General features: G+C 39.6%; 18 protein-coding genes. All 18 read left to right on the top strand.

Going from position 1 to position 19,840, the window contains the following annotated elements:
* Positions 1 to 191 precede the first annotated feature (191 nt).
* Complete coding sequence (locus BUB71_RS04700; protein WP_073153099.1) at positions 192 to 1,079, top strand: YicC/YloC family endoribonuclease; 888 nt, start codon at positions 192 to 194, stop codon at positions 1,077 to 1,079.
* 165 nt (positions 1,080 to 1,244) lie between these two features.
* Positions 1,245 to 1,511, top strand: coding sequence for an extracellular matrix/biofilm regulator RemA (gene remA / locus BUB71_RS04695; RefSeq protein WP_073153096.1), 267 nt, complete (start codon positions 1,245 to 1,247; stop codon positions 1,509 to 1,511).
* An 18-nt stretch (positions 1,512 to 1,529) separates the two neighbouring features.
* On the top strand, positions 1,530 to 2,132 hold the full coding sequence (gene gmk, locus BUB71_RS04690) for a guanylate kinase (protein ID WP_073153093.1): 603 nt from the start codon (positions 1,530 to 1,532) through the stop codon (positions 2,130 to 2,132).
* A 19-nt stretch (positions 2,133 to 2,151) separates the two neighbouring features.
* A complete protein-coding gene (gene rpoZ, locus BUB71_RS04685) occupies positions 2,152 to 2,346 on the top strand; it encodes a DNA-directed RNA polymerase subunit omega (protein ID WP_073153090.1) in 195 nt (64 codons plus the stop codon).
* A gap of 70 nt (positions 2,347 to 2,416) precedes the next feature.
* Positions 2,417 to 3,625: a bifunctional phosphopantothenoylcysteine decarboxylase/phosphopantothenate--cysteine ligase CoaBC gene (gene coaBC, locus BUB71_RS04680; protein ID WP_073153087.1), complete on the top strand. Its 1,209-nt coding sequence runs from the start codon at positions 2,417 to 2,419 to the stop codon at positions 3,623 to 3,625.
* 201 nt (positions 3,626 to 3,826) lie between these two features.
* A complete protein-coding gene (gene priA, locus BUB71_RS04675) occupies positions 3,827 to 6,283 on the top strand; it encodes a primosomal protein N' (protein WP_073153084.1) in 2,457 nt (818 codons plus the stop codon).
* A 47-nt stretch (positions 6,284 to 6,330) separates the two neighbouring features.
* Entirely contained in the window at positions 6,331 to 6,804 is a 474-nt protein-coding gene (gene def / locus BUB71_RS04670) for a peptide deformylase (RefSeq protein WP_073153067.1), read from the top strand.
* A gap of 17 nt (positions 6,805 to 6,821) precedes the next feature.
* A complete protein-coding gene (gene fmt, locus BUB71_RS04665; RefSeq protein WP_073154069.1) occupies positions 6,822 to 7,748 on the top strand; it encodes a methionyl-tRNA formyltransferase in 927 nt (308 codons plus the stop codon).
* Positions 7,749 to 7,881: 133 nt separating this feature from the next.
* Positions 7,882 to 9,222, top strand: a complete 1,341-nt coding sequence (gene rsmB / locus BUB71_RS04660) for a 16S rRNA (cytosine(967)-C(5))-methyltransferase RsmB (protein ID WP_084731096.1) — start codon at positions 7,882 to 7,884, stop codon at positions 9,220 to 9,222.
* A gap of 255 nt (positions 9,223 to 9,477) precedes the next feature.
* A complete protein-coding gene (locus tag BUB71_RS04655) occupies positions 9,478 to 11,088 on the top strand; it encodes a spore germination protein (RefSeq protein WP_175552286.1) in 1,611 nt (536 codons plus the stop codon).
* Positions 11,069 to 12,217, top strand: a complete 1,149-nt coding sequence (locus BUB71_RS04650) for a GerAB/ArcD/ProY family transporter (protein WP_073153057.1) — start codon at positions 11,069 to 11,071, stop codon at positions 12,215 to 12,217. The genes BUB71_RS04655 and BUB71_RS04650 overlap by 20 nt, the downstream gene beginning before the upstream one ends.
* Before the next feature lie 49 nt (positions 12,218 to 12,266).
* On the top strand, positions 12,267 to 13,313 hold the full coding sequence (locus tag BUB71_RS04645; RefSeq protein WP_245815525.1) for a Ger(x)C family spore germination protein: 1,047 nt from the start codon (positions 12,267 to 12,269) through the stop codon (positions 13,311 to 13,313).
* 547 nt (positions 13,314 to 13,860) lie between these two features.
* On the top strand, positions 13,861 to 14,913 hold the full coding sequence (gene rlmN / locus BUB71_RS04640; RefSeq protein WP_175552285.1) for a dual-specificity RNA methyltransferase RlmN: 1,053 nt from the start codon (positions 13,861 to 13,863) through the stop codon (positions 14,911 to 14,913).
* 42 nt (positions 14,914 to 14,955) lie between these two features.
* Positions 14,956 to 15,708: a Stp1/IreP family PP2C-type Ser/Thr phosphatase gene (locus tag BUB71_RS04635; RefSeq protein WP_073153047.1), complete on the top strand. Its 753-nt coding sequence runs from the start codon at positions 14,956 to 14,958 to the stop codon at positions 15,706 to 15,708.
* 33 nt (positions 15,709 to 15,741) lie between these two features.
* Positions 15,742 to 17,484 (top strand): Stk1 family PASTA domain-containing Ser/Thr kinase, encoded by a 1,743-nt coding sequence (pknB, locus tag BUB71_RS04630; RefSeq protein ID WP_245815538.1) that lies wholly within the window; start codon positions 15,742 to 15,744, stop codon positions 17,482 to 17,484.
* A gap of 122 nt (positions 17,485 to 17,606) precedes the next feature.
* Entirely contained in the window at positions 17,607 to 18,488 is an 882-nt protein-coding gene (gene rsgA / locus BUB71_RS04625) for a ribosome small subunit-dependent GTPase A (RefSeq protein WP_073153039.1), read from the top strand.
* Between the two features lie 2 nt (positions 18,489 to 18,490).
* Positions 18,491 to 19,141: a ribulose-phosphate 3-epimerase gene (rpe, locus tag BUB71_RS04620; protein WP_073153036.1), complete on the top strand. Its 651-nt coding sequence runs from the start codon at positions 18,491 to 18,493 to the stop codon at positions 19,139 to 19,141.
* 9 nt (positions 19,142 to 19,150) lie between these two features.
* Positions 19,151 to 19,813 carry a thiamine diphosphokinase gene (locus BUB71_RS04615; protein ID WP_073153032.1) on the top strand — a complete coding sequence of 221 codons (663 nt, stop codon included), beginning with the start codon at positions 19,151 to 19,153 and terminating at the stop codon, positions 19,811 to 19,813.
* Positions 19,814 to 19,840 lie beyond the last annotated feature (27 nt).

The following is a 19,840-nucleotide window of genomic DNA, read 5'->3' as shown; positions in this document are numbered from 1 at the left end:
GTGAGTGCCAAGTAGTCAATTGGCAAACAGGTTATTTGAAATGATCAATGAGTCAGGAAAGCAATTATGGTTAATTCACTCTCTCTCTATATACAGTGGGGGATGTGGAATAATCATCATATTCAAAATCATATGAAAATGATGCGTTATCATTGCTTGCTTTTTCCATTCTTAAAGGAGAAAATAGACTTATGAATACTTATTCAATCAATAGTATGACTGGCTATGGTAGAGGAGAAGTCAGCATCGAGGGTATACAATATATTGTTGAGATTCGATCGGTTAATCACCGTTATTTAGAAGTAATGGTTAGACATCCATCAAGTTGGCTTGCAATCGAGGATCCCCTACGAAAGTTAATTAAAAAGCATTTGCATCGAGGTCGAATTGATATAGTCGTAACAATTATAGGTGATGAGGAGAAAAAAAGTTTATTATTCGATCAAGAGCTGTTTCATGATTTGTTGGACTATCAGAAAGAGCTTCGGACCAAGTTTCAGATTCCAGGTGAGTTAAGCATATCAGATTTGCTCCAATGGAAGGAGCTTTGGCGTGTTGAAAAAGAAACACAACAAGTGGATACTCAGCTAGATGCGGTTAGCCAAGCTTGTTTACAAGCAATACAGGCTATTCAGCAAATGAGAAGAACAGAAGGACAATTTCTAGTAGAAGAGCTATTACGTCGAAGTAAACAGATTGAAAAATGGGTATTCGCAATTCAACAGAAAGGACCACAAGTTGTGGAACGGCAAAAAAAACGGTTGGAATTGAGGTTACAAGAATGGCTGCAAGGGAATGAAGTAGCGGGGGAGAGGATTGCAACTGAAATAGCTATCATGGCGGATCGTGCCGATGTCTCAGAAGAGATTACACGTATGCTTAGTCATCTTAACCAATTTCGCTTAGCCCTCTCAATGAAGGAGCCTGTAGGAAGGAGGCTTGACTTTATCGTTCAGGAGATGAATCGAGAAATGAATACGATAGGCTCGAAAGCTAACCATGAACAAATTAGTCAATGGGTTATAGAAAGTAAAAGTGAATTGGAGAAAGTGCGAGAACAAGTCCAAAATATTGAGTGATCTGCATTTATAACTTATGAATTGATTGTTTCGGGAAAACCATCTAAAATAGCAAAGTGGATTCTCCTCATCAGTTTGTACATTTATAAATATCTATAAAGCTATTATGAACAATTGTTATATAGAAAGTTAATTAGAGATGATCAAACAAGGAGGTACTCTCTATTGAGTATAAAGTTGGTAAATATAGGTTTTGGAAATATTGTTTCTGCAAATCGTATTGTTACGATTGTTAGCCCTGATTCTGCGCCAATCAAAAGAATCATTCAAGAGGCTCGAGAACGTGGTGTTTTAATCGATGCTACATATGGAAGAAGAACACGTGCCGTTATTATTACAGATAGTGATCATGTGATATTATCAGCAGTACAGCCAGAGACAGTGGCACATCGCTTAGCAAGTAAAGAACAAGCGGATGATTTGACCGAATAGAGAAGGGATTTAAGGGGTATGGAGGCGAAATATCAACCAGCTGGTCTTTTGATCGTAGTTTCTGGCCCATCAGGTGTGGGAAAAGGAACTGTTTGTCATTCGTTACGTCAACGTGTTCCAACACTCACTTATTCAGTTTCTGCAACTACACGGTCTCCACGGGAAGGTGAGCAGGATGGACTCAATTATTTTTTTAAATCTCATTATCAATTTAAACAAATGATTGAGCATGATGAACTGATTGAATGGGCAGAATATGTGGGAAACTATTATGGTACACCTCGTAAATTTGTTGAGAATTCACTAGCGGAAGGTCGAGATGTTCTGCTTGAAATTGATGTTCAAGGAGCACTACAAGTGAAAAAGTCGTTTCCCGAAGGAGTTTTTATCTTTTTACTGCCACCAACGTTTGATGATTTACGTAAACGGATTGAAAATCGTGGTAGCGAAACGCCGAAGACACTTGACCACCGTCTCACTGCTGCTAGTGAAGAAGTAAAACAGCTTCACTATTATGATTATGTTGTGATAAACGATGAAGTAGAACAGGCGAGCGAACGGATTCAATCGATTATTGTTGCAGAACATTGTCGTCGTGAGCGAATTTTAATCAATCATTGATAAGAAAGAAGGAATGCATATGTTGTACCCATCTGTTGATCAACTGATGGAAAAAGCAGATAGTAAATATACGTTGGTTGTATTAGCGGCAAAACGTGCTAGGCAGTTGTTGGATGGACATGAGCCACATGTTCAGACGCAATCAAGCAAATATGTTGGCGCTGCTTTAGAAGAGATTGCTGCCGATATTATTAAATTACCGGCAAAAAAATAACAACCAAATTGGGTTGTTATTTTTTTAGATTGTAAAATATGGAAGGCACTAACATCTAGGGGAGTTGAAATTGATGAGAGGGAAGCGAATTGTCCTTGCGATTACAGGTGGGATCGCTGCTTATAAATCAGCTACTATTGCAAGTCAACTGACACAAAGAGGTGCTGATGTACGGGTATTGATGACAGAAGCTGCTACTCAATTTATCACCCCATTAACATTACAAACATTGACCCGCAATCCAGTAGCGGTTGATACATTTGCTGAGGACAACCCTAATGTGGTGAATCACATTGATATAGCAGACCACGCCGATTTATTTATCATTGCTCCAATTACGGCCAATACCATTGGTCAGATGGCAAATGGGCTTGCACAGGATATGTTAACCACTACTTGGCTAGCTACCCAAGCCCCAACATTGATCGCGCCTGCCATGAATGTACATATGTATGATCATCCTTTGGTACAAGAGAATATGAAGAAGCTACAACAACTTGGTGTGCATGTGGTTGATCCAAATGAGGGACAATTGGCTTGCGGATATGTAGGTCGAGGGAGAATGGCTGAACCTGAACAAATTATCAATTGGGTGAATAGGTTTTTTCAACAGGAGGCTTCTCTAAAGGGAAAACATGTGTTGATCACCGCTGGACCCACGATTGAGCCCCTTGATCCAGTACGTTATTTTTCAAATTATTCTTCTGGAAAAATGGGCTATGCAATGGCGCAAGCAGCATATGAACTAGGAGCAAAAGTAACTTTAATCAGCGGTCCTGTTTCACTTGATCCTCCACTAGGTGTTCAAACCGTTCAGGTTAAAAGCGCGCAGGAAATGTATGAAGCAGTAATGCAGAACCTCGTACATGCTGATATTGTTGTTAAAACAGCCGCTGTGGCTGACTATCGACCAGAAACAATTGCTAAACAGAAAATCAAAAAAGAGTCTGATTCACTTACTATACAGATGGTTAAAAATCAGGACATTGCCTGGGAAATAGGAAAACAAAAGCGGGAAGATCAAATTTTGATCGGTTTTGCAGCCGAAACCGATCATCTAGCTGATCATGCAAAAGAAAAACTGGCGCGTAAGGGGCTGGATTATATTGTTGCAAATGATGTGACAGTTGCTGGAGCTGGTTTTTCTACGGATACGAATATTGTGACCCTCTATGGACGAGATGGTGAGGAATGGACGTTACCCAAATTAACAAAGATCGAAGTGGCTCGACGCCTCTTAACGTATATTGCAGAAAATAATAAAATGAGAAAACGATGAGTGATCATCATCTCAACTGAAGTTAGGCGACTCAATATATTTTTCTCTCTTTTATATGAAATTAGAACGAAGACTTATCTTCTTTATCTTGAGTAGTATATATAATCTTTCAGTATCAACTTCAATTTTTGTGTGAAACAAGTTGAAAATATGATTAGAATGAAGTCAGCTAATGGGTTATCACCTTGGAAGGTGGGTTTGATGGAAAACGAAAACAAGGTCAGCTATGCTGAAGTTGTTGTGGATGTTCCAGCTACTCCAACAGATCGTCCATTTGATTATCGAATACCAACTACATTACAAGATGCGGTTCAAGTAGGAAGCCGTGTGCAAGTACCTTTTGGTTCACAGCGTCGAATCGGTTATGTAACTCGTATAAAGTCGAACTGTGATTTTTCACGTGTTCGTTCGATTATTCAAGTGATGGATGTCATGCCTCCACTAACGGAAGAACTGGTGGAGTTAGGTGATTGGATCGCGGATGAGTATATGTGTCATCGAATATCTGCACTGCAAGCAATGGTTCCAGCGGTGCTGCGTGGGAAATATCAAAAGTTGGTTTCACTTACAGAAAATGCTCAAGCGGCGGACTTCTCAGCTAGTCCGTCTCTATATACTCGTTTGAAAAAGAGTAGCCTTGATTGGGAAGAAGTTTGTAAACTACCAGATGTTCGCTTATCCTGGTTACGGGAATGGGTACAGCAAGGAAAGATACAGATTGAAATGAAGATTCATGATCGTGTGACAGAAAAAAAAGTTCGTTATGTATCGGCTATTGAACCGTCACAACTATTACAAATCATTTCAACTTTGCCAGAACGAAACAAAAAGCAACGGCAGATTCTACAATTTTTTATTGATAAGCCTGAGCCGATCCCTTTAAAACAGCTTTTGATCGAAGTAAATACAACACGTTCCACAATTACGAAATGTGTCGAAGAGAATTGGCTTTTTTGGGAAGAACGACAAGAAAATAGAAATCCTTATGCGAATGTAGAAATATTACAAACCAAGCCTCTTCTTTTAACAAAGGAACAGCAACTTGTCTATAGTCAAATTGAAAGGAATCTGTTTACGCCTCATTCTGAAACTATTTTATTGCATGGTGTAACAGGAAGCGGTAAAACAGAGCTTTATTTACAAGCGATTGCAAAAGTGCTAGATAAGCAACAAGAGGCTATTGTTTTAGTGCCAGAAATCTCTCTTACTCCGCAGATGGTAGAGCGGTTTAAAGGTCGTTTTGGTGATCAAGTAGCGGTCTTACATAGTGGTCTCTCCCATGGTGAAAAATATGATGAATGGAGAAAGATCAGAGAGGGACATTGCAGCGTAGCGATTGGCGCACGGTCAGCAATCTTTGCTCCTTTTACGCGCTTAGGTTTGATTATTATTGATGAAGAACATGAATCTTCCTATAAACAAGAAGATCATCCAAAATACCATGCTCGTGCAGTTGCGCAGTGGCGTGCAAAGCATCATGGTGCTACCTTATTACTGGGTTCTGCTACTCCTGCAATGGAAAGTTACTATCAAGCAGAAAATGGTGAATATCGATTACTGGAACTTAGTGAACGGGTTCAAGGACGACCATTTCCTGCGATTGAATTAGTTGATATGCGAAACGAATTACGTCAAGGGAATCGCTCAATGTTTAGTAAAAGTTTACAGCGGGAATTGCAGAGATGTATTGAGCGAGGAGAACAAGCAGTTTTATTTTTGAATCGAAGGGGTTTTTCGACTTTTGTCATGTGCCGTGCATGTGGTGAGACAATCGATTGTCCTCATTGTGAGATTACACTTACCTATCATCGTACGAATGATACACTAAGATGTCATTATTGTGGTTATGCTACACAGTTACCTTCAACATGTCCCAAATGCGAAAGTCCGCATATCAGGCATTTCGGTACAGGGACACAACGTGTTGAAGAAGAGTTATTACGTCACTTTCCCCAATGGCGAATCATTCGCATGGATGTAGATACAACAACAAGAAAAGGTTCACATCAAAAATTGCTAGGTGCATTTGGAAGGCATGAGGCGGATATATTATTAGGCACACAGATGATTGCCAAAGGGCTTGATTTTCCTTTAGTGACACTTGTGGGTGTTATCACTGCTGATACAATGTTGCATCTACCTGATTTTCGATCTGCCGAAAGAACATTTCAATTGTTGACACAAGTAAGTGGACGAGCGGGTCGTCATCAACAGCCTGGTAAAGTCGTGATCCAATCTTATTCGCTCGATCACTATAGTATTCGAAGAGTTGCGGATCAAAATTGGTCAGAATTCTATAAAGAAGAATACGATACTAGGAAGAAATTGCTCTATCCACCTTTTTGTGGATTGGTTCAATTGCTCTTTACACATCCTGATCAAATTAAGCTATTACAGATAACCGGGCAAATTGCTGGCGAATTACGGAGCGCTTTGGGGCAACAAATTCAGATTTTAGGGCCTGTTCCAGCAATGATTCCAAGAATAAAGGATCGATATCGGATACAGATTCTCTTGAAGTTTCCAGAAGAAGTAGAGTTAATTGGACAAATAAAGAAAAAGCTTCGTGAAATACAAGAACGATCGAATGATAAGCACTTACGGATCATCATAGATCGGGATGGACATTTTCATATTCCAGAAAAACTTTATATATGAAGTCTTGGATCAATTAAAGATAACTATTGGGAAATGAGGTGGAATCGATGGCAATACGTCGAATTGTTCAATATCCAAATCAAGTTTTAAAGGAGAGATCACGTGAAGTAAGTAAATTTAATGACCGATTGCATAAATTGCTAGATGATATGGCAGAGACCATGTATGATGCTGAAGGAGTAGGGCTCGCAGCACCACAAGTAGGGATATTAAAACGTGTGATTGTTGTTGATATTGGTGAAGGGTTAATTGAGGTCGTAAACCCGGAGATTGTAGAACGATCAGGTGAACAAATTGATCCACCAGAAGGATGCCTTTCAATACCAGGATTATTGGCTGAAGTGCGTCGAGCACAATGGATTCGACTACGTGGAATGGACCGGCATGGAAAACCGATTGAATTAGAGGCAGAGGGTTATCTGGCACGTGCATTTCAACATGAGATTGACCATTTAAATGGCATTTTATTCTTAGATGTTGCTGATCGGATATTCCGACCAGAGGAGGAAACAGATCGTTGAAACCACGTATCTTATTTATGGGCACACCAGAATTTGCTGTTCCAGCATTAGAAATGCTGCTACAAGAAGAGTATCCCTTGCTTGGTGTAGTGACACAGCCTGATCGGAAAAAGGGCAGAAAAGCCCAATTGACACCTCCGCCAGTAAAGATTGTGGCGGAGAAGCATCATATTCCTGTTTTTCAACCTGCGCGACTTCGGGATTCAGAGGAACTTGAGCAAATTTGTCAGTTAAAGCCAGATTTAATTGTGACGGCTGCCTATGGTCAAATATTACCAACGACACTATTGGAAGTTCCGCCTTTTCGTTGTATAAATCTTCATGCATCTTTGCTGCCAAAATATCGTGGAGGTGCGCCTATTCATTGGGCAATTTATCATGGTGAAGATAAGACAGGCGTAACGATCATGTACATGGAAGAGAAGCTTGATGCGGGAGATATGTTGATGCAACAGAGTGTGCCAATTACAACAACGACTGATGTTGGAGATATGTATCAAAAGTTAAGTGTATTGGCGGCTGATATGTTACAAGAATTGCTGCCACGATTGATAAAAGGTGAGATTGAGCCAGTTGTCCAAGATCATTCTATCGCTACCTATGCTCCCAACATTAAACGCGAGGATGAAGAGATTCAATGGGAACGAACTGCCAAACAAATTGACTATCATATTCGTGCTTTTTGTCCTTGGCCTGGTACTTATACATATTGGAGAGAGAAACGTGTAAAAGTATGGCAAGCCATTTGTTTGGAGCAAATATCAACTAAAATACCTGGAACTGTATTAGGCTTTTCAGATGAAGGAATTCAGATCGCAACAGGTGAAGGTGTATTACAGCTTCAGGAATTACAGGTTGCGGGTAAGAAACGAATGGATGTAAGTCAGTTTCTACAAGGGAACCACTTAGAAATTGGAGAAAGATTTGGTCTGTGGAAGGATTAGACGACGTTTCAGACTGAAGATGTGTAGTCTGAAATGGATTAAAGCGTGAAATATTCATGGAACCATTATCTTCGACTACATGTCGGATTTACAATGAATAAATGTAGGGTTGTTTGGGAGGAGCCAAACTAAGATGTCTTCAGCACGTCAGATTGCACTTGATATACTCATTAAAATAGATGAAGAAAAAGGTTATAGTCAAATCTTAATCAATCAAGCCTTGCAGCGAAGCCAGTTGACTGACCTGGATCGACGGTTGGTAACTGAGTTGGTGTATGGAGTGATCCAGCGTGAAAATACACTTGATTACTTGATCGATCAACTTGTAAAAAAAAAAGCAACATCTTTGCAAAAATGGGTTCGAAATGTGTTGCGTTTGGGAATATATCAATTAACTTATCTTGAGCGAGTCCCTTCCTTTGCAGCAATTCATGAAACCGTTCAATTGGCAAAACATAGAGGTCATCGTGGAATTGTTGGCTTGATCAATGGTGTGCTTCGTAATTATTTAAGAAAGCGCGAAACACTTCTCCCTACTCAACCAAGTAATCATTTGGAAAAATCGATTATTTATTCTCAACCTCTATGGATGATCAAGAGATATGAGCAGCAGTGGGGAGCGGGAGAGGCAACCAAGCTATTTGCTGCGCAGCTTCGACCAGCATCGACCTCGATCCGAATTAACCGTTTAAAAATGAACCGAGAGGAATGGTTGAATCGCTGGCATGATGAAGGAACTGGTGAGGCAATTCCTTCTGCTTGGCTGGAAATGGCTGTCCGTTTGAAGCGAGCAGGTAATGTGGCTGCTCACCCTCATTATTCAAAAGGATATTATACAATACAAGATGAGAGTTCTATGTTGGTCAGTTTAGCCCTCGATCCAAAACCAAACGATTTTGTTATTGACCTTTGTGCGGCACCTGGAGGAAAGACAACGCACATAGCGGAATTAATGCATAATCAAGGAAGAATATTAGCTTGTGATCTTTACCCACATAAACTTCAACTCGTATCGAAGCAAGCAGAAAGATTGTCGCTCGATATTATTCAACCATATGTAGGTGATTCGCGTAATCTACGTGTTGATCAATTAGCTGATCGAATATTGTTAGATGCACCTTGCTCTGGATTAGGAGTGATCCAAAGAAAGCCAGAGATCAAATGGCGCAAGAATCTTAAAGATATTGATGCTTTAGCGCAAATTCAATCTTCATTATTGCATCACGCTGTTTCACTATTAAAACCTGGCGGCATACTCATATATAGTACTTGCACATATGAGAAAAAAGAGAATCAGGATCAGATAAAACAGTTTCTGATAGATCATCCGAATATGGAGAGTGATCATTCTTGGTTAGCCAAGCTACCTGCCCCCATCAGAGAACAAGCCTTCATTGGAGATGGTTGGTTACAGTTATTACCTCATCATCTTGGAAGCGATGGGTTCTTTATCGCTCGAATGAGAAAAAAATAATAGGCTTGTTCAGAAAGAAGGAAGTAGTATGATGAATTTCCTAATCTTTCTTGGTTTTCTTTGTCTAGTCATCGTAGTGGAAATATCATTAAATGGATACCAAGGACGTCCAAGATCAAGAAGGAAATGGAAACACTAACCAGCACTAGAATTTCTCATCACTAGCGCAATGTAATTGCGCTGAAGGATGAGATTTTTTTATTTTTTATTGTATCAAATCACCAAAAGTGAGAAAAAGTAAAACTGGTGATGCAAATGGGTAAACGGCTATTTCGAAAAAGTTTTAAGCGAAAACAAAAGCAGCAAGAAGTAGCAGAGCATGCTGAGAATAAAATGGAAGAGCGTTATGGAGATGAAGGAATATCTTCTAATCTTCAAGAAAATATCGACTTTCTACATGAAGCGTTTGGAAAAGCACCTGATATCATTATTCGACAATTTGTGATTAAACATCGGGAAGAGCGTAAAGCTGCGATTGTATTTATTGATGAAATGGTGGATAAAGACTTAATTAATCGAAATATCCTTCGACCATTGATGATTGATAGTGAGAAAGTTACCTCAACTGACGATCTGTGGGATTTGGTTACAGAGCGGCTAGTATCAGCAGGAGAAACAAAAAATGTTTTGAAAAAAACGGAGATTTTAACTGGGGTATTAGCGGGGGATACTGTCTTATTGATTGATCAGTATGAACAAGGATATGTTGTTGGCACAAAAGGTTGGGCGACAAAATCGATCTCAGAACCTCGTTCGGAATCAGTTGTTCGGGGATCACGAGAAGGACTGAGTGAGACGATTGTCCTAAGTTTAGCCATGATCAGACGGAGGGTCAAAGACCCTGATCTACGTGTGTGTACATATGAACTAGGAAAACGAACCAAAACATGCGTCAATCTTCTCTATATGGATGGATTGATTGATCCACAAATTGTGATGGAAGTAGAACAACGTTTAAAGCGTATTCAAATTGATGGGGTCCTAGAAAGCGGCTATGTGGAAGAATTGATTCAAGATCAAACATGGACTCCTTTTTCACAACTTCAAAATACGGAACGACCGGATACGGTAGTTGCACATTTATTAGAAGGGAAAGTTGCCATCTTGATCGATGGTTCACCCCATGCTTTAATCGCACCAGCTATTTTTACCCAGTTTTACTTTAGTGCAGAGGATTACTATGAACGTTTTTGGATTGCAACTTTTTTGCGCATAGTACGTCTGATTAGTTTCTTTATGGCTTTACTTTTACCTGCTTTTTATATTGCTTTGGTTTCATTTCATCCAGAAATGATCCCTTCTCATTTAGCAATATCAATGGCAGCAGGACGTGCTACTGTCCCATTCTCTGCTATTTTAGAAGCATTAATGATGGAATTAAGTGTTGAGATATTACGTGAAGCCAGTGTTCGGTTGCCTGGACCAATTGGACCGACAATCGGAATTGTTGGGGCATTAGTGATTGGAGATGCAGCTGTTACCGCTGGTCTTGTTTCACCAGCAATGGTGATTGTAGTAGGTTTAACGACCATTAGCTCCTATGCAAATCCCAGCTATAGTGCTGCAATATCGGTTCGTTTGTTACGATTTCCTTTTATGATTGCCGCTTCAGTGCTGGGTCTTTATGGGATTATGCTATTATTTTTCTTACTTTGTGCCCATCTTGTACAATTACGTTCGTTTGGTGTTCCCTATATGGCACCATACGCACCTTTTAATCTAACTGATCTTAAAGACTCCCTCTTTCGGGCTTCTTGGAAATATATGAATATGCGTCCAGTTACATTTAAACCACAAGATCGTCAAAGACAAACGCTGGTGCATAAGGGAAAGGATGAAAACTCCCATGAAACCAGTGGACGATAAGATCACATCATACCAAACCTATGCCTTATTTTTAATGACTATTATTGGGACGGGTGTGCTTTCTATGCCACGCCGAATGGCGACACATGTGGGAACAGATGGTATATGGGTGATCTTCTTATCTGGTGTGGTTACATGGATTATCGTTTATGTCATGACAAGGTTATGCCAACGTTTCCCCGATCAAACCCTTGTTGAGTTTACCGAAGAAATATGTTCGACTAGACGGATTCGATGGGTAGGAAAAGTAGGTAAATATGTGGTGCTACTCTTTTTTGCGATTGGGTGGTTATTTGTTCTCGCAATGGTGGTGCGAACCTTTGGAGAAGTGATCGTATCTACCATTTTACAGAGAACACCAATTGAAGTAATCATTATGTCATTTTTGCTTTTTGCAGTCAGTATTGCGGGGAGTAAGATTGAATTGATTGCGAAATTTAATGAATTACTGCTTCCTCTGCTGTTGATTCCCATATTCTTTTTTATCATCGCCTTGTTTCAGAAAGGAAAAGTAATCAATCTATTACCTCTTTTTCAAGTACATTGGTCTGCCGTTATTGCTGCTGTGTTTGATACTGTTACGGATTTTGTAGGATTTCATACCATTTTGGTTTTTATGGCCTTTTATCAAAATGTGGATAAAGCCGTTAAAAGACATACAATCAGTTTGATAATTGTTGTTTTAAACTATTGGTTAGCAATTGTGACAAGTTATAGCTTATTTGGTGTAGATGAATTAAAACATATCCTTTGGCCTACTTCAGAAACTGTCAGACCGGTGTTTGTACCCATTCAAATCTTGGAGCGTTTAGAGGCAGGAATGATCGTTGTTTGGATGGTGGCTAGTTTTACTACCATGACCAATATTCTTGCAGCATTTGTGGAGTCAGCAATGAGAACGTTTACGATTCGTGAATCAAATCGAAAGTGGACAGCGATTATCTTGATTTTACCAATCTTTTTTTTTAGTATGTTGCCTGAAAACATTCATCAATTAAATCGAATGAGTACTTGGTTAGGAAGATATACATTTTTTGTTGATTTATTAATCCCCTTTATTTTGTTGATGTTCGCCATTATGCGACGAAAGAAAGGGGAGAAGCAGCATGAACAAGCGAATTCTATGTAACCTACTCTGTCTGGTCATCATGGTAGTACCTTTGATAGGATGCTGGGATATGGAAGAAATTGAAGATCGGAACCAAGTCATCGCAATGGGGATCGATAAGAAAGGAAAGGAATTTGAATTGACGATTCAAATGCCAGTACCCATCAATATAGTTGGTGGAAAAGCAGGTGGAGGCGGAGGAAAAGCTGTTGAAACTTTTTCTGAAACAGGTAGTTCACTAACGCAAATGATAGCAAAATTACAAGAGCAAGTGAACCGTCGATTATTTTTGGGACATTTGCGAGTAGTTATTTTTGGCGAAGATGTAGCAAAAGACGGAGTATACCGTTTTCTTGATTTATTAATGAGAACTCCTGATGTCTCACGAAAAGTAAAAATGGTTACAACAAGTGGAAAGGCAAAAGATATCTTAAATCATCCGATTGAAATGGATAAAATCAATAGTACATTTATCGATAGTATGATTCAGACGGGGATCACTTTTAAAAGTATGACATCTACTATCTTGGCAGATTTGGTGAGCGATATTGAAAATAAAAAGCGTCAACCGATTTTAAATGAATTAGTGATGAATAAAAAAGGTTATAGGTGGGTTGGGATCTCATTATTTAAAAAAGACCGCAAGATAGGTCGATTAAATACAATTGAAGCTACCCCGTTATTGCAAATTCGCGAACAAAAATTTGGAGATCCAATTAAGATTAATTGTAGTACAGGGGCGGGGGAAAAGGGAACAATTGAATTTCGTCCCATTGATATAGAAAAAGATATTTCAGTAATAAAAAATCGTATGGTTCGCATTGCAATTGAGATAGAAGGAGAAATTGTTGAAAAGACATGTAACTTAAACCTCTCTAAACGCCAAACCATTCCTAGAATTGAACAGAAAATCCGCAGCAAATACCATGAATTAGCAAGAAGAGTAATCAATCGCGCTCAACGTCAATATCAGACAGACATTTTTAATCTAGGTGCTCATGTCTATGCCTTTCATCCTGGTTTTTATCGTCAGCATAATTGGAGTCACAACTTTGCTAATATCCCCATTCAGCTCGTCTATAAAATTCATATTCGCCGTTTTGGTTTAGATTCTTAGATTAGGCACACGAGCCGCGTCAGTGTAGTAAGGTCCAGACATTCACTACTGTGCACACTCTATACATGTAACATGTGTAGAAAGTCTTTCTATAGATAAAGTGAGTTGAATAACTATTTTAAAGTTAGCAGACGCGGCAACTGTGTGTATCCTTTGCAGTTTGAAACTCACAGCTAAATTTCATAATCAATAAAAGGATGAATATAGTTAATTTGAACTACTACCACCAATTCAAATAGATGATACCATTCTGATAAAAACCAAGTATTCCCACATGAGATGCCGAATCACTCCTTATCCATCTCCTGCTTATAGAAGTGGGCGTACTCTTGAAAAATTTGCATCGAGTTTCGTTTGTTAAAACAACCAATGCTCTACATTCTGTTCAAGGTTTCTTCTTTTCATTGTAATCTAAGACTGATATAATATAAAAAGTTTTTATGGGGATTAAATTATAAGTCTCTTTATTTATTTGTTAGTGGGAATTTTGTGTAAGCTATCTAATCGCTAATTTGAGAGTTCTTGTAGAGACTAGGTGACGATTGTAATGAAAAAATTGGCATATGATTTACTATTTCATGAATGGGAAGAATGGCTACAGAAAGAAAATCAACCAGTTTGGCGAGCAAAACAATTAATGGATTGGCTTTATCAAAAGCAAGTGAAATCGTTTGCCGAAATGACCAACCTTTCAAAAGAATTAAGAGGAAAATTGGATGAACAATTCGAAATCCAGTCTCTTGATACCATAACAATTCAAAAATCAACAGATGGAACGATAAAATTTTTATTTTCCCTTCATGACGGGCATGCGATTGAGACTGTGATCATGCGTCATGACTATGGGAATAGCGTTTGTGTTACTACGCAAGTAGGTTGCCGGATTGGCTGTACCTTTTGTGCCTCTACTTTGGGAGGTTTGAAGCGTAATTTGACAGCAGGGGAAATTACGGCGCAAGTAGTCATGGCAGCGCGATATTTAACAAAGCAAAATCAGCGAGTTCGCTCGATTGTGATAATGGGGATTGGTGAACCATTTGAAAATTATGATCAGACCATTCGCTTTTTGCGTACAATGATTGATCCACATGGTCTACAGATTGGTCAGCGTCATATTACTGTCTCTACAAGTGGTATAGTTCCCAATATCTATCGCTTTACAGATGAAAATTGGCAAATTGGGTTGGCAATTTCTCTCCATGCGCCTAATCAGAAATTGCGCCGTCAGTTAATGCCAGTCAGCAGAAGATATCCATTGTCAGAGCTTTTGAAAGCCTGTCATTATTACGTGGAACAAACCAGCCGAAGGCTGACTTTTGAATATGCATTGATCAATGAAAAAAATGATCATCAAGAACATGCACATGAACTGGGTCAGCTCTTACAAGGGTTTAAATGTTTGGTCAATTTAATACCCGTTAACTATGTACCAGAGAGAGGATATACACGTACCCCGCGAAACCGTATTTTTACATTTAAACGGATCCTCGAATCCTACCATGTTCAAACGACAATTCGTCGTGAACACGGACATGATATCGATGCTGCATGTGGACAACTTCGGTCAAAACATGCGCAGCAACAAGGATTATCAGTGTAGGTTTGATGAGACATTGAGTGAGAAAGGAAAGGGGTGACCGAAATGAAAATGGTACAAAGATCACATGTGGGGAAAGTACGGGATCACAACGAAGATTGTGTCGGTCTCTACCAAGCAAATGGTGGAGTCGTAATCGGTGTGGTTGCGGACGGTTTAGGCGGGCATAATGCTGGAGAAATCGCCAGTCAAGAAACTGTGCAAATTATGAAAGAAAATCTCGGTAGTTTACCCCCAGGTCTTTCCACACAAAGTAAGATTGATGAGCTTTCTACAGCTATTGAGAAAGCAAATAAACGAGTCTATGATTTAGCGAATAAAAATGGTAAATTGCAGGGAATGGGCTGTACTGTTGTAACAGTGATCGCAGAAGAAGACTTACTTGTAATCGCACATGTTGGCGATAGTCGAGCATATTTATTGCATAAAGGTGGTCTTTATCAGCTTACGGAAGATCATTCATTCGTCAACATTTTGAGAAAGCATGGTCAGATTACTGAAGAAGAGGCTCGAAATCATCCAAAAAGAAATATGATCGTAAGGGCAGTTGGAACAAATGAAAGCGTAGAGGTTGACTTGATTGATACTCCCTGGAGAGAAGGAGATATCATGTTACTATGTTCTGATGGGCTGACATCAATGGTAAGTGATCGAGAGATAGGACTTGTTTTGACTTCTTCCCAGCTAAATATGGAAGAGAAAGCAGATCGTCTCATTGATTTGGCTTTGGATGCTGGGGGTGCAGATAATATCTCCTTGATTCTTCTAGAACATGTACAAAGGTCAACCAAATCTTAACTATGTCTGAGGAGGAGCGAGGTGACCATGCAGATGGAAGGGAAGAAACTCGGGGGACGTTATGAAATACTTGGCCGTATTGGCGGTGGTGGAATGGCAGTTGTCTATAAAGCGATTGACAGATTGCTAAATCGTCCAGTAGCGATCAAAGTATTAAGTGATTCCCTCAGTAATGATTCTGAGTTTGTTCGAAGGTTTGATCGCGAAGCCCAGGCAGCTGCAAGTTTGTCACATCAAAATATTGTTAACGTATATGATGTAGGTCGAGAAGGATACACCCATTACATAGTAATGGAACTCGTAGAGGGTTCTACATTGAAGCAACATATTTTGGAAAATGGGCCCCTTTCGATGGAAGAAGCAGGGGATATCGCGGCACAGATTTGTGATGGTTTAGCTCATGCTCATGAGAACCAAATCGTGCATCGTGATATTAAACCACATAATATCTTGCTCGGTCGTAATGGTCGAGTAAAAGTGACTGACTTTGGAATTGCGCGTGCTGCTAGTTCGTCTACAATTACACAAACAGGATCAGTCATGGGGTCTGTTCATTATTTTTCACCGGAACAGGCTCGTGGTGGAGTCGTTGGGGAAAAATCAGATATTTATTCATTAGGTGTTGTTCTGTATGAAATGTTAACAGGTGAGCTTCCTTTTGATGGTGATGCTGCGATTAGTATTGCCTTAAAACATCTACAAGATCCAGTACCCGATCCACGAGAATTTAATCCTTCAATTAGTGAAAATATGGTAAAAATCGTCATAAGAGCGATGGAAAAAGATGCTGGGATGCGTTATACATCTGTTAAAGCTATGATGCAAGATATACGCTATGCAGCTTCTCTAGATTCAGGTTGGAGTAAACAACATCAACCAAAACAAGAGTTTTTTCAAACGATTCCTCTCTCACTTGATGATGACACAGAGGCAGAGCAAGCAGTTGATGTTGCTGAAAAACAATACCCAGATTTTAAATCACCACTTCGTAATAGCGAGCGGAGAAAAGCATCAAAGAATCGAGTAAAATCGGACCAATCTTCTTCGAGTAAGATTGGTGATCAGACAATGTTGAACCTTGAACGTTTACGTAGCGTACCAAGTGACCAAGATAAAACTTTTTTAGAACGTACCATCACTTATCTCGATAATTTTCAAGCGAAGCTACCTTGGTGGCAAAAGTTTTTATTTGGTCTACTAACAATCGCAATCATTGGCGGTTTATCTGTTTGGGGATTAACCACGATATGGAATTTGCTCACACCTAGCAGCGATGATCAAACGAGTGGAAATCAAACTCAACAGGAACAGCAAAAAGAATCAACAATGATTGATCTGGAAAATATGAAAGAAGAAGAAGCAAAAAAATGGTTAGCTGGAAAAGGAATTAGTGATAGTAATATATCTGTCACATATAAAAAAAAAGACGGGTATAAAAATGGGGTCGTCTATAGCCAAGAACCGGCAAAGGGAGAATCTCTAACATCCGATACCCAGGTGAAGCTTTACGTTAATATTTCCAATGAACAAACACAAGTTGAAAACTTTATTGGTATGTGGCAGTCAAGGGTTGAACAGAAAAAGGCTGAATTGGCTGATAAATATACGATTGATGTAAGCAATAGTCGGTGTTGGACGAGTAATACCATTGAGCGAGGCAAAATCATGGCACAGTATCCACAACCGGGGTCCCCCATTGAAAAAGGTGGGACCGTAAAGTTGTGGATCAGTGTTGGCTCTTCAGGCAACTGCCAAACCCCTCCTCCGTCTTCGTAAAAATGCTTGAATTGAAAGATTGAATGTGATGTATTGATGGTCGGTTTGAATGAAAAAGAAACTGGATTGAAGCAAAGGAGGTGCACTCCTGTTACTCTCAAAAATTGAGTAGCAGGTCTTTTATGCCCAATGGTCAAATAATAAAGGCAATCAGTGGCTTTTACTACGTACAAACTAAGGCAGGAGAGGTAATTCAATGCCGTGCACGTGGTATTTTTAAATTTAAAAAGAAACAAAAATCGCTGCTTGTTGGTGATTGGGTGCAGTTTGATGTGACGGGGTTGAATGAGGGCGTGATTACCTTTGTTCAACCCCGTCAGACTGAACTGCTACGACCGCCAATTGCCAATGTTGATCAAGCCGTTGTGGTATGTTCATTGGTGCAGCCTGATTTTAGTCCAATGCCCCTCGATCGTTTATTGGTACAAACAGAGCATGCCGGATTAGAAACTGTAATCTGTTTGACAAAGCGTGATTTGATTCATGATCTAAGTATAATTGATGAGATAAAAGAGATTTATGGTCATGCAGGCTATATGATGATCATCACCAGTATAGAAACAGGAGAAGGAGTGGAGGAGCTTCGAGAGCAACTCAGAGGTCATACAACTGTCTTTGCAGGTCAATCAGGTGTTGGAAAGTCATCATTGTTAAATGTGCTGATCCCTGAACTGCAACTTGAAACAGGAAGGGTAAGTCATCGTTTAGGTAGAGGACGCCATACGACTCGCCAAGTTGAGCTGCTTTCCCTCCCTGCTGGTGGTCAAGTTGCAGATACACCAGGATTTAGTCAATTGCAGTTTCAATTTCCAATCGATGAGCTTGTTTATGCATTTCCTGAGTTTCTCCAGTATGTCAAGTATTGCAAGTATCGAGGTTGTACACATACACAAGAAGATGGCTGTGAATTAAGAGAAGCTGTGTCAAACGGCTTCATCCATCAATTAAGATATCAGCACTATCTACAATTTGCTGAAGAGATTCATAAACAAAGGAGATATTAAAAATGTCTATTAAGATCGCCCCCTCAATATTAGCAGCAGATTTTGCAAATTTGCAACAAGAGGTGAAGAGTGTAGAAGAAGCAGGTGCGGATTGGATTCATGTTGATGTGATGGACGGTCACTTTGTACCGAATATATCCTTTGGAGCTTTAGTAGTCGATGCCATTCGCCCTCATACAAAACTACCTCTCGATGTTCATCTAATGATCGAAGAACCGGATCGTTATATTACTGACTTTGTCAAAAGTGGTGCCGATTTGATTTCCGTACATCAAGAAGCATGTCCTCATTTGCATCGAACCATTTATCATATTAAAGATCAAGGCGTTCAGGCAGGTGTTGTTTTAAATCCAGCCACACCAATCTCATCGATAGAGCCGGTTTTAAGCGATGTTGATTTTATATTATTAATGACGGTAAATCCAGGTTTTGGTGGTCAGTCATTTATTGAACAGGTCATTCCAAAAGTGGGTGCATTACGCTCCATGCTTGATGAGAAAGGTCTACAACATGTTGAGATCGAAATCGATGGTGGAATCAACGAGCAGACGGCATCATTGGTGACGAAGCAAGGAGCGACCATTTTAGTTGCTGGATCAGCAATCTTTGGACAAGCGGATCGAAAACAGGTTATTTCAGAACTAAGAAGGTAGGCGGTCTTCATGAAGAAACGGATTGTGATCGTAGCAGGCGGAGAATTGAGTTCAATCGATGTAAAAAGAATACAATCCGATGATAAGATTATTGCTGTTGATGGTGGAGCAGAGAGTCTGCTACAAGAAGGGATCATACCAACTGAAGTAGTAGGCGATTTCGACACCCTTAGTCTAACTGATCAGCAGAAATTAAAGGAACTAGAGGTATCGATGGTAATCTTGCCAAGTGAAAAAGATATGAGTGATACCCAATATGCAATTGAAATTGCCTGCGATCAATCAGATGAGCTGTTATTACTTGGATTATGGGGTGGTCCAAGGATCGATCATGCTTTGGCTAACTTATATTTATTAGAAATGGTTGCAGCGCGGGGTTGTCATGCCATCATGTATCACAATCATAATCGAATTCAATTATGTCAAGGTCCAACAAAACTTACATTTCTTCGTAATCAATTTCACTATTTATCTTTAATTCCGATTTCCCCTGAATTAAAAGGTGTTACGAATCAGGGTTTAAAATATCCATTAAAAGATGCAACGCTTTATCGATCTGATAGTCGTGGAATTTCAAATGAATGGGTGGATGATGTAGCTGGGGTAGAATGGACATCTGGCACATGTTTGATTATTGAAAGCGCAGGAGACCAAAAAAATTCTGTTAGATGATAAATTTTCTTCTTTGTTCTAGGTACA

Origin of the sequence: Seinonella peptonophila (genome assembly GCF_900129355.1) — a bacterium.
GTDB lineage: Bacteria > Bacillota > Bacilli > Thermoactinomycetales > Thermoactinomycetaceae > Seinonella > Seinonella peptonophila.
Note: the sequence above shows the minus strand (reverse complement) of the source record. Positions and strands in the feature narration are given on the sequence as shown.

Excerpts from the sequence above, each read along its gene's own strand:
- def (WP_073153067.1), top strand. The coding sequence starts at position 6,331 with ATGGCAATACGTCGAATTGTTCAATATCCAAATCAAGTTTTAAAGGAG.
- BUB71_RS04650 (WP_073153057.1), top strand. The coding sequence starts at position 11,069 with ATGAAACCAGTGGACGATAAGATCACATCATACCAAACCTATGCCTTA.
- BUB71_RS04700 (WP_073153099.1), top strand. The coding sequence starts at position 192 with ATGAATACTTATTCAATCAATAGTATGACTGGCTATGGTAGAGGAGAA.
- BUB71_RS04635 (WP_073153047.1), top strand. The coding sequence starts at position 14,956 with ATGAAAATGGTACAAAGATCACATGTGGGGAAAGTACGGGATCACAAC.
- priA (WP_073153084.1), top strand. The coding sequence starts at position 3,827 with ATGGAAAACGAAAACAAGGTCAGCTATGCTGAAGTTGTTGTGGATGTT.
- BUB71_RS04655 (WP_175552286.1), top strand. The coding sequence starts at position 9,478 with ATGGGTAAACGGCTATTTCGAAAAAGTTTTAAGCGAAAACAAAAGCAG.
- rsmB (WP_084731096.1), top strand. The coding sequence starts at position 7,882 with ATGTCTTCAGCACGTCAGATTGCACTTGATATACTCATTAAAATAGAT.
- gmk (WP_073153093.1), top strand. The coding sequence starts at position 1,530 with ATGGAGGCGAAATATCAACCAGCTGGTCTTTTGATCGTAGTTTCTGGC.
- fmt (WP_073154069.1), top strand. The coding sequence starts at position 6,822 with ATGGGCACACCAGAATTTGCTGTTCCAGCATTAGAAATGCTGCTACAA.
- BUB71_RS04615 (WP_073153032.1), top strand. The coding sequence starts at position 19,151 with ATGAAGAAACGGATTGTGATCGTAGCAGGCGGAGAATTGAGTTCAATC.
- pknB (WP_245815538.1), top strand. The coding sequence starts at position 15,742 with ATGGAAGGGAAGAAACTCGGGGGACGTTATGAAATACTTGGCCGTATT.
- BUB71_RS04645 (WP_245815525.1), top strand. The coding sequence starts at position 12,267 with ATGGAAGAAATTGAAGATCGGAACCAAGTCATCGCAATGGGGATCGAT.
- rpe (WP_073153036.1), top strand. The coding sequence starts at position 18,491 with ATGTCTATTAAGATCGCCCCCTCAATATTAGCAGCAGATTTTGCAAAT.
- rpoZ (WP_073153090.1), top strand. The coding sequence starts at position 2,152 with ATGTTGTACCCATCTGTTGATCAACTGATGGAAAAAGCAGATAGTAAA.
- rsgA (WP_073153039.1), top strand. The coding sequence starts at position 17,607 with ATGCCCAATGGTCAAATAATAAAGGCAATCAGTGGCTTTTACTACGTA.
- rlmN (WP_175552285.1), top strand. The coding sequence starts at position 13,861 with ATGAAAAAATTGGCATATGATTTACTATTTCATGAATGGGAAGAATGG.